Genomic DNA, 15,484 nt, shown 5'->3' with positions numbered 1-15,484 from the left:
AACTACCAGGGCAAAAGCATGGTAGTATTTCACATCAATATGTAAATATCCTATAAAATCCTGTTCCCGCGCATAATTAGCTTTGGTAAGCAAACTAATTTGAATCAAGTACTAGTCCTTCCTTACCTATGAAACTCAAGGAGGATATTTTATAAATACGAGCTTAAGACCAGAGCGCGGGGATAGCATAACGTGAGGTAAGACATTTCTTGTTTTAAGCCTTTAGCTAGGAACATTTTATAACCATCAAAACCATTTCCTAAATAAACAATGAATGAATTTACATTAGATCTGAATTTAACAGCCCGCATGCCTTCCCGCAAGGATTGGCGCATTGGGACTATAGGTTCAGGTGCAATCGTCCGGGGATGTCACCAGGTAGCCTACCGTAGTGCCGGCTTCAATTCTTATGCTATTGCTTCCAGAGACCGCTCAAAGGCAGAAGAGGTAGCTGCAGAATTTAATATTCCAACGATTCATAATTCCTGGCAGGAACTGATAAAGGATAAGGACATTGAGATCCTTGACATTGCTGTCCCTCCGAACAGGCAACTTGAAATAGTACGGGAAGCGGTTAAAGAAAACGATCACATCAGGGGAATACTCTGCCAGAAACCTTTGGCGATGAACCTTGAAGAAGCCAACGAAATAGTGTTGCTGTGCGAGCAGGCAGGAATCAAGCTCGCTGTTAATAGCAACATGCGGTACGACCAATCTATCCGTGCCCTAAAAACCCTCCTTGAACATAATTACTTCGGAGAAATCGTCCTTGCAACCATCGATATGCGTGCTATTCCTCACTGGCAGGAGTTCCTGAAAGAATATGATCGGCTAGAGATGCTTAACATGGGAATACATCATATTGATACCTTCCGGTATCTCTTTGGTGATCCTGAAAAAGTAACGGCTATTACCAGAAATGACCCACGCACCAAATTCCCTCATATTGATGGTATCACTCAATATACCTTCCAGTATGCAGATGGACTAATGGCAACCAGCCTGGACGATGTATGGGCATGGCAGGGCGAAGGAACTCAAAAGGATATGTATATAAAATGGAGGGTAGAAGGTACAGAAGGAATGGCCCTTGGAGAAATCGGTTGGCCTAAATTCCCTGAAAAAGGTTTAAGTACCTTAAAGTTCACTACACGTAAATTCCCTGATCAGTGGATTGAGCCTTCTTGGGATACCGTTTGGTTCCCCGATGCTTTTGAAGGGACCATGGCTTCATTGCTTTGTGCAGTAGAGGAAGACCGCTTGCCAGAAATAAACGGTCGTGATAATCTGCGCACCATGGCCACTATCGACGCACTTTATCTCTCTATCAAGGAAGAAAGAACAGTAAAACTAACCGAAACATTACAAACCCTTAAATAAACAGAAATGATATCAGTAGGTATTTTTAACGGATACTACCCCTACACCTTAGAAGAAACTATCGCTAAAGTGAAAAAAGATGGGTTCAATTGTATTCAGCTGGATCTAAGTTTTAAAGACTTCGACCTGAACGATCCTTACACTTTACCGCAAACCCTTACCGTCGAAAAAGCCCGTACTATCCGGAATGCTTTCCGTGATGCTAATATTGAAATCGTTGCTATCTCCGGGTATACCAATCTGATTTCTCCTGATCCAGAGAAAAAGCGTAAGAACATTGAATATGTGAAGACCTTATTAAAGTTCGCCAGGGAATTTGGTACCCCTTATGTGATCAGTGAAACCGGGACCTACGAGCCCAGCAGTGATTGGGTGTTCCACGAAAACAACGCCACAGAAGAAGCCTTCCAGGAAATTAAAGCAGTTATTGAAGAACTTGCGGAATTCGCTTATAAACACGATTCGGTGTTCCTCGTGGAAAACTACGTAAATAATGTAATTGGCAGTGTTGATCAGCTCCTTCGTTTATTCAGAGAAGTAGATCATCCTGGGTTGGGGCTACTTATGGACCCTACAAATTATTTCAATGGAGCAAATATTAAAAACGTAGATGCAGAGCTTTACCGCATTTTCAATGCACTTGAAGACCGAATCAAGATTGCTCATGCGAAAGACATAAAGCAAGCAGAAAACAGCGAAGAAAAACATGCAGCAATTGATGCTGTAGAATCTCATACTTTCCGCGGAGCAGGGGATGTTGAACTTCCTGCAGCAGGTTTGGGTATATTAAACTATGAATTATATCTGAAATTACTTTCTAAAAAACATCCAAATATTCCTTTGATCATAGAGCATCTGGATGAAGAAGATATTCCGCGTGCAAAACGCTTTGTTGATGATACACTAAAGGCAGTTGGTGCCTAAAAATATTTACCTAAAGAACTAATACTATGAATGAGTTAAGATTAACAGCCGAACAAAAAGCGGCATACGACAGAGATGGATATATTATTGTAAAAAACTTCCTGTCAAAAGAAGAGGTAAGCCTTTTGTATGGGATTGCTACAGAAGATGACGTCCTGAAGAACAAGGCCTTCGACTTCAACGACCAATCCGGAAAAAGAACAAAGCTTACCCTTTGGTTCACTCCGGGAGACGATGCATATGGCTTACTTACCAGAAGCGAAGCTTTGGTAAATGCTGTGCAAGACCTGCTAGGTGAAGGAGAAGTTTGTCACTTCCATTCCAAGCTGATGCAGAAGGAGCCACAGGTGGGCGGTGCCTGGGAATGGCATCAGGACTATGGTTACTGGTACAAGAACGGCTTCCTGTTTCCGGATGCGATGATCAGCGTGATGCTTGCCCTTACTGAAGCTAACGTGCAAAACGGCTGCTTACAAGTATTGAAAGGCTCTCATAAGATCGGACGGGTAGAACACAGTTTCGCTGGAGAGCAGCAGGGTGCAGATATGGACTTCGTGAATGAATCACTTACCCGCTTTGAAAGGGTATACGTTGAACTAGAGCCAGGAGACCTTTTGTTCTTCCATAGTAATACGCTTCATATGTCTGAAGCTAACACTTCCGATAAGCCTCGCTGGTCTATGATCTCCGCTTATAATTTAAGTTATAATAAACCTTTCCGCGAGAAGAACTTATCCTGCATTACGCCAGTGCAAACAGTACCAAATAACGCAGTGATTTCTTCAGAGGCGAAAGGCTTATCTGCTGACCGAGATTTCCTTCAAAAAGAAGACGAAATCACGCTGAAGGTGAAATAAAAACATAAATTTTTAAACTACTACTTTGAAATTTAAATTCTTTTGCCCCAGATGGGGTAATGAACATGTAAGTTGGGATTCGTTCTGTCAGAGGGTGCAGGACGAAGGATACGACGGTGTTGAATATGGCATTCCGAACGAGGTCGACGTAAAGGAATTGGACGAAGCCTGGACTAATTTCGATAAGTTCGGATTAGATGCTATCCCGCAACATTACGGAACCTACGACTCAGACTTCTCTAAACACTACGAAAACTATGGCGGGTGGTTAGATATGGTAAAGCCTTACAAGGCCTTGAAAATAGATTCGCAGACCGGAAAAGATTACTTCAGCTTTGAGCAGAACAAAAAGCTGGTAGAACGGGCGGCAGAACATACAAACGCTACAGGGGTTGAAGTATATCATGAAACTCATCGCAATAAGTTCACTTTCGCTGCGCACATCACCTTCGACTACCTCCAAAGGATTCCTGAGCTGCGTATCACCCTCGATGCCTCGCATTGGGTAAACGTAGCAGAATCTTTTTTGGAAGATCAGCAGGCAGCTTTGGAACTCGCTATCGCAAGAACAGAGCATATTCATGCCCGGGTTGGATACCCAGAAGGACCACAAGTTCCGGATCCGGCGGCACCAGAATGGAATGAAGCCTTACAGCATCACCTAGGGTGGTGGGATAAGATTGTGGAGCGTAAACAATCAGAAAATGCTGAATTGGTAACCATAACCCCAGAATTCGGACCGTACCCTTATATGGTACACTTACCATATTCTCAAAAACCAATTTCTGATCAGTGGGCTAATAACGTTTACATGATGAAGCTGCTGAAAGAGCGGTATAGTAAGTTATAATAGTTTTAAAAGCCAGGGGCGAAGTTGTGCCCTTGGCCTTATACCTTTTCAGAAATCAGGCCAAAGAAATTCGTAACCTCTCATTTTCGATTATAAAGCGAAATAATTAAGGAAGAAAAAATAGGTTGATTTACCCTATTATCAATACAGTGATTTAAGTTGAAAGGCTAACTAGACTTACTACTTAGGAATTTAAAATAGTAAACGCGCCACCTGGCCCGGCAAACTAACAAACAATAAAAAAGGCTCTTAAGCAACGCCTAAAAGCCTTTTTTCCAAGTAGCGGGGAGCAGGATCGAACTGCCGACCTCAGGGTTATGAATCCTGCGCTCTAACCATCTGAGCTACCCCGCCATTATTTTAAAGTTTCAACAAAGATCAAAACTTTTTATATTTTGCACTTATGATGAGTGCCTCCCCGAAAGGGTTTGCAAATATAGATTAATTTACCTTTCTTTAAAAAGAAAATTCTAAAAAAACACGACATCGTACAAACGGAATAAGAATGGCAGAAAAAAAGAAGTTTAATTTAGAGTACGAAATAAAGTCTTCTCCTAAGATCTTATACAGCTTTTTGAGCGAGCCAAATGCTCTGTCTCAATGGTTTGCAGACGAGGTAACCTACAGAGATCAAACGTATACTTTCGTTTGGGATGGCGAGGAGCACAAAGCCAAACTTCTTTCAGCAAAAGATAACAAACTCGTAAAATTCAAATGGATTGACGACGAGCCGCACTGTTATTTTGAAATGGAGGTGATGCAAGACGAGCTAACCAATGATGTTGCCCTGGCTATTACAGATTTTGCACCGGAAGATGCAATAGAAGAAAGAAAGAAGATCTGGGATAACCAGATAGAATACCTTATCAGCGTATTAGGAGCCTAATTTTATTTTCCTGAATTTTAAATTGCTAAAATAAGATAGGTTTTTATGTGTTATTTGTATGGGACACATAGTAAAAATTTTATCTAAGTTTGCATAGTGAAAAAAGTTCACCTGCTGGTTATTAAGGCATTTATAAGGCCTTTCTTCGTGACCTTTCTTATTGTAATGTTTGTATTATTGATGCTATTTTTATTTAAATACATCGATGATCTTATTGGAAAGGGGTTCGAATGGTACGTTATTCTGGAGTTAATGTGGTATGCTTCGGCTACAAACGTAGCAATGGCATTGCCGCTCGCGATGCTGCTTTCCTCTATTATGACCTTTGGTAGCCTGGGAGAGAACTATGAACTTGTAGCAATAAAAGCAGCAGGAATTTCTTTACAGAAAGCGATGATGCCTTTGGTCGTACTCATTTCTATGCTGAGTATTGCGGCATTCCTCTTCTCAGACTATATGCTTCCCGTAGCTAACCTTAAAATGGGTTCGCTGCTTTGGGATGTTAGGAACCAGAAATCCACCAAACTTATTCAGGAAGGGGTCTTTAACAGCACCTTTGATAATTATGCCATAAAGGTGGAAAAGAAAGACCCTGACGGTCAAACACTTCACAATGTGTTGATCTACGAAAATAATGGAGCTAATGGCGCTTCTTCGGTAATCAAAGCGAAGTCTGGCAAAATGTATAAAACACATGATGACCAGTTCCTTGTAATGATCCTGAAAGATGGGGTACGTTATGAGGAAACTTCAGGAGATAAAGTGTACAATCCCCGTCAACGCTTCAGCAGATTCTTTTTCCAACAGACCGAGCAAAAGTTTAACATCAGTAGTTTCAAGATGAAACGCACCGATGAAGATCTTTTCAAAAACAATGCTGCTATGCTTAATCTAAAGCAGCTGAAATACTACCAGGACTCTACCGGAAAAATTGCCGACAGCAATGCCAGTGCAATCTACAGAACATTACTACCATCCTACCGTGTATTCTTCTCGAATTACAGAATAGCACAGCATCCAAAGATTAAAGCTGCTAATAAGCCAGTTCTTGAAATCATTCCCGAAACCAACCGTAGTCAGTCGATCGAGTATGCCATGAGTCAGGCTAGAACGCTTTCTGAGTCACTTACGATGCGAAAAGAAGAACAGGAGGGATATTATAAGCTCATCAGAAGGTACATTGTAGAATATCATCGTAAATTCACCCTGGCCCTTTCCTGTCTGGTGCTATTTTTCATTGGCGCTCCCTTAGGTGCAATTATAAGAAAAGGTGGTTTGGGATTGCCTGTGGTGGTGTCTATCATTTTCTTCCTGATCTTCCACATTATTTCTACCATTGGGGAGAAAGCAGCTCGTGAAGGATCAATCACCCCACTGTTGGGTATGTGGATAGCAATTGTAGTACTTGCGCCTCTCGGAGCATTTTTAACCTATAAAGCGGCTTCCGATTCTGTGTTGTTTGACCTGGATTATTATAAGCAATACTTCCAGAAGCTATTCAAGCGGTTTAAGAAATCCACATAATTTACCTTTCAATTATATACTCCCATTTTTTGCTTGCTCGAATAGCGTAATTTTGTTCTTAACATGGATATCAAATTAAATACAATAGAAGAAGCTATTGACGATATAAAAGCCGGAAAAGTGATCATTGTAGTGGATGATGAAGATCGCGAAAATGAAGGCGACTTCCTAACTGCTGCAGCTAATGCCACTCCTGAAGTGATCAACTTCATGGCTACTCATGGCAAAGGCTTAATCTGTGCACCTCTTACAGCAGAACGATGCGATGAACTAAAGCTGGATATGATGGTAGGCAACAATACCGCTACCCATGAAACTAATTTCACTATTTCGGTAGATTTAATTGGACATGGCTGTACTACTGGCATTTCTGCCTCAGACCGTGCTAAAACGGTGCTTGCCCTGATAAATCCAGCAACCAAGCCAGAAGAATTAGGCAGACCGGGACATATCTTTCCTCTAAGATCTGTAGAAGGCGGTGTGCTTAGAAGAGCTGGACATACAGAAGCAGCTACAGACCTTGCAGCAATGGCAGGTTTTGAGCCTGCAGGTCTGATCGTAGAGATCATGAAAGAGGACGGAGAAATGGCCCGTCTATATGATCTTGTAGAGATCGCTAAAAGATTCGACATGAAGATCATTTCTATAAAGGATCTTATTGCCTATAGGTTGCGTACCGAATCTCTTATTAAAAAAGAAGTAGCGGTTAAACTTCCTACAGAGTGGGGCGATTTCGAAATGGTTGCCTATACACAGATCAATACAGGGGAACACCATATTGCACTTGTCAAAGGGACCTGGGATCCAGAAGAACCCATCCTGGTACGTGTTCATAGTTCATGTATTACCGGAGATATATTTGGTTCTTGCCGCTGCGATTGCGGTCCTCAGCTTCATAAAGCTATGGAGATGATTGACCAGGAAGGAAAAGGCGTGATCATTTACATGAATCAGGAAGGCCGAGGTATTGGCCTGATCAATAAATTACATGCATATAACTTGCAGGAAAATGGTTTTGATACCGTCGAAGCTAATCTTCAGCTAGGGTTCAAAATGGATCAGCGGGATTACGGTGTAGGAGCCCAGATCCTTCGCAGCCTTGGTGTTAAAAAAATGCGCCTGATGTCAAATAACCCGACTAAAAGGGCTGGTTTAATTGGTTATCAATTAGAAGTTATAGAAAACGTTCCTATCGAAATCCAGTCAAACAAGCATAACGAGTTATACTTGAAAACGAAAAGGGATAAGATGGGGCATTCGATAATGAAGAACGAACAAGATTAACGGCCTGCCGCTTTTTTGGCAGGTTCACCTGATATTGGAGCCGGAACCGGAGTACTGGGAGTTACAGGAGTTACGGGGCCGGCTGGATTAGGAATAGGAGTTCCATCCTTTCTTTCTTCCTTCCTGCTCTTTCCTACAAATGCTCTGATAAATTCTCCAAGCGAATCAAAATCTTTCCTATAGACTACTCCCAATGCATTCACATAGTCCTGCCCGTTCACATTTGTAGCAGTAAGGATACTGCGATTACTCAGGCGGTTAGAGGCCCGAGCAATTAATGTCCCATCTTTCTTGATCAGGTATTGCAACTCAATATCGCGGGCGTAATAGGTATTTCCAGTCGAACTATTGAAATTAACGAGATTACTTGAAGTGGCCCTTACGTCTGTTAAACTTCCTGTGATCCTTAGCCTGTCATTAAAGAACCTGCCAGACAAACCGAAATCGTTTACCGACCTGATGTTTATATCGACAGTTTTAAGGTTCAAAGACTTGGCAATAATTGAGTTAAGAATATTCACCGTCAGCTCTGTACCTGCGTTGGCAAGTGTTGATGTCGCAGTATTTTCAAAGTTACTGGTATTGGTAAAAGCTCTTCTTACGATAATACTGATCGCTTGTGTACGGGTATTATCGGGATTGCTGAAATAACTTTGCAATTGATCCTTTATGTACGCATCGTTAGGGAAGTTAAGGTCGAGATTTATCTTGGGCTGAGTGATAATTCCCTGCAGGTTAATAATTGCTTCTGTAAGAGCAGTCTGAGACTGCTGCCCGGCATTAGCTGCCAGATAAAGATCTTTAAGATTAGCTCTTACACTATATACTGCGTTAACATTGATCAAAGCTTGAGTAGGATCTCCTGTCCAACGAATGGTACCACCCTGATAAATATCAAACTGCTTGTTGAAATAATCCTGCGCAGTGAAGATAAATTTACCCTGAGAGATCTGGTATTCTCCACGCATTTCGAAGTCCCCTGCACTGGTGATCTTCATAACAAGAGGATCGGCGCGGCCTTGTCCGCTTAGCTTACCAAGGTCAGTGATAATATTCACCTGAGAGGATTCTCCCACTGTTAGCTCAAAATTCATCACTAAACCAGCAAAGTAGTTTGCCTTTGGTGGAGCCAGTGCTGAATCCTTAGTTACATAAGTAATAAAATTACTGTTACCTACCCGCTCAGAACTATTCAGAGGGATATTGAATACCGTCCTGTCTTCTGTCCGGGCGGTAATATCAATCCTCATATTATTTGTTGGTCCTTTAAACTTAAACGTACCCGTGCCAAAGGCGGTTCCATAGTACAAAGGATTATCCTTGGCCGTTGTATTTAAAGCCTGAATACCATCCGCCTTGATCACAATGTCTATATCAGGAACCTTGGGGTTCTTCATATCCACGGTCCCGTTGGCAGTAGCAGTATGACCATAAATATCGTTGATAGCAAGATCCCTTAAAAGGATCACACTATTCTCAACCCTTACACTATCGTTTATGAGATAATGCGTTTTTAAATAATTAACTGTTAATCCGACCCCATCAAGTTTAGCTCTTCCCCGGATGTGTGGATTTAGAGGATTACCTGTTACCTTGAAGGATGCCGAAACATTACCATTCAAGTCAGAAACAAGGTTTTTTATAAAAGGCTGAAAAAGTACAGCCTCACTATTATTCATGATGAGATCAAGGTTCAGCTTGTTATTTTCTGAATTAGCATTATAAGTTCCCGAGATGAACATTGTCTCCTTGCCTTCCTTCAGAATATTCATTTCGACCTCTACCAGCTTCGTTTCGTTGTCGAGATTAGCAGTTAAGGTAAGGTCCCCAATATGAGTACTATTCATTGTTAGGGAATCTATGCTGATATCAGATTCTAGCTTAGGCTTTTTAAGTGGTGTATTTATAATAAGGTGACCGTTCATCATGCCTCCAAGGGCAACCTTAGACCCGGCGGTTAAAGAATTGAAGGTAGCCAGCTTGAACTGCTTGAAACCTACGTTAAGAACATCCTTTGGATCGGCAGACAATACCCCGTCTACTGTCAGCAACTGGTTATCCCTGAATAATTCAAAGTTTTCAATATAAACCTTCTTCTGATCAAACTTCAGCCTAACCTTCTCCTGAATCCTCCAACCCTCTTTGTTGATAACAACGTCAGACGGCAGTACAGATAATCGTGCAGCGGTATCAGTAGAAAATTCAACGAGGCCGTTCAAGTCGAGCTGGTTCGTTGCGTCCTTATCCGATAACTTAACATTCAGTGCCAGACTATCGTTTCTGAGGATGTTAGCAACGTTTATATTCTGTATATAAAATTTATTATTAAGGTCGATACGATCCGCAGTAGCGAAAATATTTAAAGCTTCCGGAGTAGTGGACTCGTCGAGGATAAAATTAGTAAGTTTAATTTGCTGATACTCGATAACCGGACTTGACCCGTTGATCGTAGCAGTGTTAGTAGTTGAGTTAAACTTGCCATTGAACACCGCACCCTCGGGTAGTTTCAATTGCGGCATAAAGAAAGCTGCTATCGGTTCGAAATATTTAATCTTGAGATTAATATCAAAAATCTGAGGAGCAGTTCTCTGAGTTTTTAGCTGCAAAGAAGGTATATATTTCTTGACTACCGACTTGAAATAGGCAGGAAGCTCTTGCAGGCCGTACTGACCTACTATTTCAGCATCGAGTATATCAGACTTAACTGTAAGTGAACGAGATCTACCTGTGCCTCCAGCTACCAGATCCAAAGAATTAACAACCAAAGAATTTCCCGGACGGATCAAATGGATATTCCTCACCACAAAATTTCCCTGGATGTTATTAAGGTTGGTGCCTGTAAAATTTGTCCTGATATCGGCATCAACTTTTAAAGTGTCTTTGGTGAATCCAAGTTTCCTGAAATCAGTATTCCTTAAGCTGGCCACGAAATGGAACTCGGGCACTTTCAAGTCCAAATTTATCCCTCCATTAAATTGAAGATGAATATTTCTGTCATTAATACTAGCCTTACCCCGGAAGAACCGGCGGTTGTACGTTCCGTTGATAGCGATGTTTGTGTACCGATAACCTCTGAAATCAAAATAATCAGCTCGTGCCTCTACCGTTTCACTTAGGTTCTTAACATCAAACCCTTTGCCGGAGATGTTTGCAGTTAAAGTTGCACGACCAAGGTCCTGTCGATTCAACAAGCTCTGCAGATCAAAATCAATTGCCTTAACAACACCCGAATAAGTTGGAGTTCCTGCCAGGTTCATACGCAGGTTTGGCTGAAGTCTTCCTAAGGCTGTTTTCACCTCCCCGTTAATGCTGAAGTTCTTAACGAGCCCTTTAAAAACACCCGAATAACTAACATTTCCCAATTTTGTTACAACCGGAGGCAGCGCTTTCAATTTAAGTGCAAGTGCCTTTGACAAATATTGTATGTCTTTACTGTTGGTATGCAATTGGTCAAACCGAAGTTCGAGGTAAGTTTTACTGATTGAAGGCAATCCTTTGACAGTAAAATTCCCTTTCAAATAGGTCGCCTGTCCTGCACTTGCTATGAAATTCCTTGCCCTTATATTATTTACATAACCATTTAAATTTCCTTTAACCCTAAGATCAAGGTTCATTTTCCTGGTGGCATCTGCAAAGAAGGAGATATCTTTTGAGTGGATGTGAGATTGTTTTAAGTTAGCCTTTACATAAACCTTACTTACGAAACTTTTAAAGTCGGAAAAGCGATTATACCGCATTAGTAAGTAGTTGCTGACCCTGGAATGAGGCGTTTGCAGCAACAACCTGCTGAATTCCATCTTATTAGTATCGATACTTGCTTTCGTAGTTAGATTAAGAAGCTTAAAACCGCTCTTCTCCCTGAAAGTCAAATTGTTAACCTGGGCATCAAACAAATGCTTTTTGGTATCGATATTTAGAACTGTAGTACTTAGAGCGGAAAGGTCAATATCATCGAAATTAATTCGTTTTAATGCATTATCCCGACTAAAATTGCGGTACTTGAAAGCTATTTTATTAAGTACAATCCTATCCACAGTAATGTCATAGGGCTTCCCTTTAGGTTTGCCACTAGGCTTAGGTTTAAAATAGTCAATTATAAACTTCAGGTTATTGCCTCCGCCTTTATAGCTCTTGAAGTAGAACTGCCCGCTATCAAGTTGGGCAGATTCAATACCTATCCGGCGGTTCTCAATAGAGAAGACATTAATATCTACCGTAAGTTGAGGAGAATAAAGTAGCGTATCCTTGTCCAGGTCCTGCACATATAGTCCTTCAAGAACCAGGGATTTAAAAGGCTTTACATAAATGCCCTTTAGGTCAACTAATGTCTTAAGCTCTTTAGAAAGGTAAGCAGCCGCTTTTTTTGCTATGTAGGTTTGTACCGACTTATATCGCAAGGAGAAAACTAAAGCTGCAAACAATAGAATGATCACAGTCAGTGTCCAAAGCGTTATTTTAAGTACTTTTTTAATAGTTTTGCGTTTTGTATAAGTAAAACAATAATAAAGATATCCGGTTTGGCAACAATCCTCGCAATTGAATCTTCGTGTGATGAAACATCAGCAGCCGTATGTAAAGACGGCAAAATGCTGTCTAATATTATAGCTACTCAGCAAGTTCATCAAAAATATGGTGGAGTAGTGCCAGAATTAGCTTCCCGTGCGCATCAACAGCACATCATCCCCGTCGTAGAGGAAGCACTTTCTAACGCAAAAGTAAACAAAAAAGAGATTGATGCAGTAGCTTTTACTCGTGGTCCCGGCTTATTAGGTTCACTCCTGGTTGGAACTTCTTTTGCAAAGGCGTTTACCCTTGCTAGAAATATCCCTTTAATTGAGGTTAACCATATGCAGGCGCACATTCTGGCTCATTTCATCCCTTATGATAATCATCCGGACTGGTCAGCTCCTGAATTTCCTTTTTTATGCCTTACCGTTTCTGGCGGCCATACGCAAGTGGTTCTGGTGAAAGATTACTTTGATATGGAAATCATCGGACAAACAATGGACGATGCTGCAGGAGAGGCCTTTGATAAAACAGCTAAGATACTCGACCTGCCTTATCCGGGTGGACCACTGATCGATAAATATGCTAAGGAAGGCAATCCAGATGCGTTTCAGTTTCCAGAACCTCAAATACCGGGCTTCGACTTCAGCTTCAGCGGACTCAAAACCTCCATTTTATATTTTGTGAGGGATAAACAGAAGAACGATCCTGAGTTCTTGGAAAAGAATATGGCAGACGTCTGTGCTTCCGTTCAGTACCGTATCATTACCATTCTCTTAAGTAAGGTTAAAAAAGCGGCAAAACAGTACGGTATAAAAAGTATTGCCATTGCCGGTGGGGTGTCTGCCAATTCGGGCTTAAGATCTGCATTGAAAGAAATGGCGCAACAACAAGGATGGAAGGTTTTTATTCCCGAGTTTCAATATTGCACCGATAACGCTGGAATGATCGCAATTGCCGGTTATTACAAATTCCTTAATAAAGACTTTGTAGGACAGGATATCGCTCCTTTAGCCAGAATGCCTTTTTAATTTTAATCTTATTTGAACACGTATACATGAGTTTTTCAACTATAATCTTTGGTCTCGTTTTCGTTATACCAATGATCTTCTTCTTTTTCTACTTTATTGTATGGAAAGACGCGAAAACAAGAAAGATAGGAGTTGCAGTATTAGCTGCCCTGGTGATCTTTGCAGTAATAGTGGCCTATTTTGTTAATAAGGATAAATAATGCCAAAGGCAATCATCATAGGTGCAGGAGTGGCAGGTATTGCTTCAGCGATACGACTGGCGGTTAAAGGTTTCGAAGTTGAAGTTTTCGAATCAAACGCTTATCCGGGTGGCAAGCTGTCTGAGATAGTGATTGATGGATATCGTTTCGATGCCGGACCCAGTTTATTTACCATGCCTCAATATGTTGAAGAATTATTTCACCTGGCAGGAAAGAATCCATTAGAGTACTTTTCTTACTACAAGCTATCTTCTATCTGCAACTATTTCTATGAAGACGGAACCCGCTTAACCGCATGGGCAGATAAACATAAGTTTGCGCGGGAAATAGCGGGAAAAACTGCAGATTCAGAGCATGCTGTACATGACTTTCTTAAGAGATCTGAAGAGATCTACGAAATAACACACCATGTATTCCTTGAAAAATCCCTTCACAAAATAAGGACCTACCTTAATACGGCTACGCTTAACTCCCTTCTTAAAATTGGAAAGATCGATTCTCTCAGGTCAATGAATGAGGCGAACGAGAGTTATTTTATTGATCAAAGGACTACGCAGCTTTTTAATCGTTATGCCACCTATAATGGATCTGATCCTTACCGAGCCCCGGCAACTTTAAATGTTATTCCTCACCTTGAGCAGCATTTTGGTGCATACTTCCCTAAAGGCGGAATGAATATGATAACGGCAAGCCTGGTTAAACTAGCTGAGGAGCTGGGCGTGAAGTTCCGGTATAACAGCAAAGTTGAGGAAATTGTATTGGAAGACGAAAAAGTTAAAGGCATAAGGTTGCAAGGTCAGTTAGAAGAAGCTGATTTGGTAATTTCTAACATGGATGTGTGGCATACTTACAAAAAGCTTTTAAAAAACCTGTACGTTTCGTCAAGAGTATTGAATCAAGAGAGAAGTAGTTCGGCACTTATTTTCTATTGGGGAATAAACACGACCTTTCAAGAACTTGACCTTCACAATATTCTATTTAGCGAACACTACGAAGCGGAGTTCAGAGCAATCTGGAAAGAAAAGAAGATCTTCAATGATCCTACCGTTTATATTAATATAAGCTCTAAATATAATGCCTCTGATGCTCCGGCAGGATGTGAGAACTGGTTTGTCATGATCAATGTACCAGCTAACGCAGGACAAGATTGGGATAAACTGATTGCAGAAGCAAGGGAAAATGTTATAAATAAGATTAGCCGTAATTTGAATGTTAATCTCAGAGACTATATAGTTTGCGAAGATATACTTGATCCGAGAAGCATTGAAAGCAGAACAAGCTCTTATCAAGGCTCTTTATACGGTACCAGTTCAAACAGTCGTTTTGCCGCGTTTTTACGCCACCCCAATTTCAGTTCCTCCATTAAAAATCTATATTTTGTGGGGGGAAGTGTACATCCCGGAGGGGGAATACCTTTGGCATTGCTATCAGCAAAGATCACTTCAGAACTAATATAGCTGCATTTTAATTAGTAGAATTCTCGGACCGACACTTATACCCCTGTGAATAAGCAAGGTGTATTGGAGTCTAATATCTATCCTGTTATTTCAAAATTTTCATTAGAAGCTAAAGACCAGGGTTAAAACTATTATATGTTTCAAGTAAACGTAGAGGGCACAAATGGCTGTAGGAATTCTTATAAAACGAAAGATCTTTACTAGGGGCATAATTAAAAGTAGAAAAATCCCCAAATGAAAAAGCCCTATCAGTTTCCTGAAGGGCTTTTGTTTAAAAGTTGGCACCGACCTACTCTCCCACATTTTACTGCAGTACCATTGGCTCTGGCGGGCTTAACTTCTCTGTTCGGAATGGGAAGAGGTGGACACCGCCGATATAGGCACCTGAAGATCATTTAAGGTGAAAGCTTTTCGCTTTTACCTAAGACATATATTGAAAGAAGTAATTTAGAAAACAACAGCTTTTATCTGCTCTAAGAAAGCTTCGGATGATTAGTACTACTTGACTATGGTGTCACCACCTTTACATCTGTAGCCTATCAACGTAGTAGTCTACTACGATCCTATATGGAAAACTCATCTCGT

At 41.0% G+C, this 15,484-nt stretch carries 11 protein-coding genes, 1 tRNA gene and 2 rRNA genes; 10 read left to right on the top strand and 4 right to left on the bottom strand.

The window, feature by feature from the left end; genetic code table 11:
* Positions 1 to 270 precede the first annotated feature (270 nt).
* Genes J4N24_RS23660 through J4N24_RS23645 form a run of 4 tightly spaced genes read left to right on the top strand, consistent with a single transcriptional unit; the run spans position 271 to position 4,011 of the window.
* The gene (locus J4N24_RS23660) at positions 271 to 1,380 is read left to right on the top strand and encodes a Gfo/Idh/MocA family protein (protein WP_207536223.1); all 1,110 of its coding nucleotides are present in this window, start codon (positions 271 to 273) and stop codon (positions 1,378 to 1,380) included.
* A gap of 6 nt (positions 1,381 to 1,386) precedes the next feature.
* On the top strand, positions 1,387 to 2,304 hold the full coding sequence (locus J4N24_RS23655; RefSeq protein WP_207536222.1) for a sugar phosphate isomerase/epimerase family protein: 918 nt from the start codon (positions 1,387 to 1,389) through the stop codon (positions 2,302 to 2,304).
* Positions 2,305 to 2,330: 26 nt separating this feature from the next.
* Entirely contained in the window at positions 2,331 to 3,161 is an 831-nt protein-coding gene (locus J4N24_RS23650; RefSeq protein WP_207536221.1) for a phytanoyl-CoA dioxygenase family protein, read from the top strand.
* Between the two features lie 25 nt (positions 3,162 to 3,186).
* Complete coding sequence (locus J4N24_RS23645) at positions 3,187 to 4,011, top strand: sugar phosphate isomerase/epimerase (protein ID WP_207536220.1); 825 nt, start codon at positions 3,187 to 3,189, stop codon at positions 4,009 to 4,011.
* Positions 4,012 to 4,291: 280 nt separating this feature from the next.
* Here J4N24_RS23645 and J4N24_RS23640 read toward each other — a convergent pair.
* Positions 4,292 to 4,365: transfer RNA gene (locus tag J4N24_RS23640), tRNA-Met, on the bottom strand.
* A gap of 151 nt (positions 4,366 to 4,516) precedes the next feature.
* On the opposite strand from J4N24_RS23640, the gene J4N24_RS23635 reads away from it, so the two are divergent.
* The 3 genes from J4N24_RS23635 (at position 4,517) to J4N24_RS23625 (ending at position 7,705) form a co-directional block, all read left to right on the top strand.
* Entirely contained in the window at positions 4,517 to 4,897 is a 381-nt protein-coding gene (locus J4N24_RS23635) for an START-like domain-containing protein (RefSeq protein WP_207536219.1), read from the top strand.
* Positions 4,898 to 4,993: 96 nt separating this feature from the next.
* Positions 4,994 to 6,421 (top strand): LptF/LptG family permease, encoded by a 1,428-nt coding sequence (locus J4N24_RS23630; RefSeq protein WP_207536218.1) that lies wholly within the window; start codon positions 4,994 to 4,996, stop codon positions 6,419 to 6,421.
* Between the two features lie 63 nt (positions 6,422 to 6,484).
* Positions 6,485 to 7,705, top strand: coding sequence for a bifunctional 3,4-dihydroxy-2-butanone-4-phosphate synthase/GTP cyclohydrolase II (locus tag J4N24_RS23625; RefSeq protein WP_207536217.1), 1,221 nt, complete (start codon positions 6,485 to 6,487; stop codon positions 7,703 to 7,705).
* Here J4N24_RS23625 and J4N24_RS25950 read toward each other — a convergent pair.
* Positions 7,702 to 12,177: a translocation/assembly module TamB domain-containing protein gene (locus tag J4N24_RS25950; RefSeq protein ID WP_440131516.1), complete on the bottom strand. Its 4,476-nt coding sequence runs from the start codon at positions 12,175 to 12,177 to the stop codon at positions 7,702 to 7,704. The two genes, J4N24_RS23625 and J4N24_RS25950, sit on opposite strands and share 4 nt — an antisense overlap.
* Before the next feature lie 45 nt (positions 12,178 to 12,222).
* Between J4N24_RS25950 and tsaD the strand changes: the two genes are divergently transcribed.
* The 3 genes from tsaD to crtD are packed head-to-tail and all read left to right on the top strand — an operon-like array spanning position 12,223 to position 14,899.
* The gene (tsaD, locus tag J4N24_RS23615) at positions 12,223 to 13,242 is read left to right on the top strand and encodes a tRNA (adenosine(37)-N6)-threonylcarbamoyltransferase complex transferase subunit TsaD (RefSeq protein WP_207536215.1); all 1,020 of its coding nucleotides are present in this window, start codon (positions 12,223 to 12,225) and stop codon (positions 13,240 to 13,242) included.
* Between the two features lie 26 nt (positions 13,243 to 13,268).
* Positions 13,269 to 13,442, top strand: a complete 174-nt coding sequence (locus tag J4N24_RS23610; RefSeq protein WP_207536214.1) for a hypothetical protein — start codon at positions 13,269 to 13,271, stop codon at positions 13,440 to 13,442.
* Complete coding sequence (gene crtD / locus J4N24_RS23605) at positions 13,442 to 14,899, top strand: 1-hydroxycarotenoid 3,4-desaturase CrtD (RefSeq protein ID WP_207536213.1); 1,458 nt, start codon at positions 13,442 to 13,444, stop codon at positions 14,897 to 14,899. Before J4N24_RS23610 ends, crtD begins: the two co-directional genes overlap by 1 nt.
* A gap of 276 nt (positions 14,900 to 15,175) precedes the next feature.
* On the opposite strand, the gene rrf is transcribed toward crtD, so the two are convergent.
* Together rrf and J4N24_RS23595 are read right to left on the bottom strand one after the other, a co-directional pair.
* Positions 15,176 to 15,287 (bottom strand): 5S ribosomal RNA (gene rrf / locus J4N24_RS23600).
* An 84-nt stretch (positions 15,288 to 15,371) separates the two neighbouring features.
* Positions 15,372 to 15,484: ribosomal RNA gene (locus J4N24_RS23595) — 23S ribosomal RNA — on the bottom strand; the annotation flags it as partial.

The organism is Desertivirga arenae (genome assembly GCF_017355785.1).
Classification (GTDB): domain Bacteria; phylum Bacteroidota; class Bacteroidia; order Sphingobacteriales; family Sphingobacteriaceae; genus Desertivirga; species Desertivirga arenae.
This window is presented reverse-complemented; position numbering and strand designations above follow the sequence as displayed.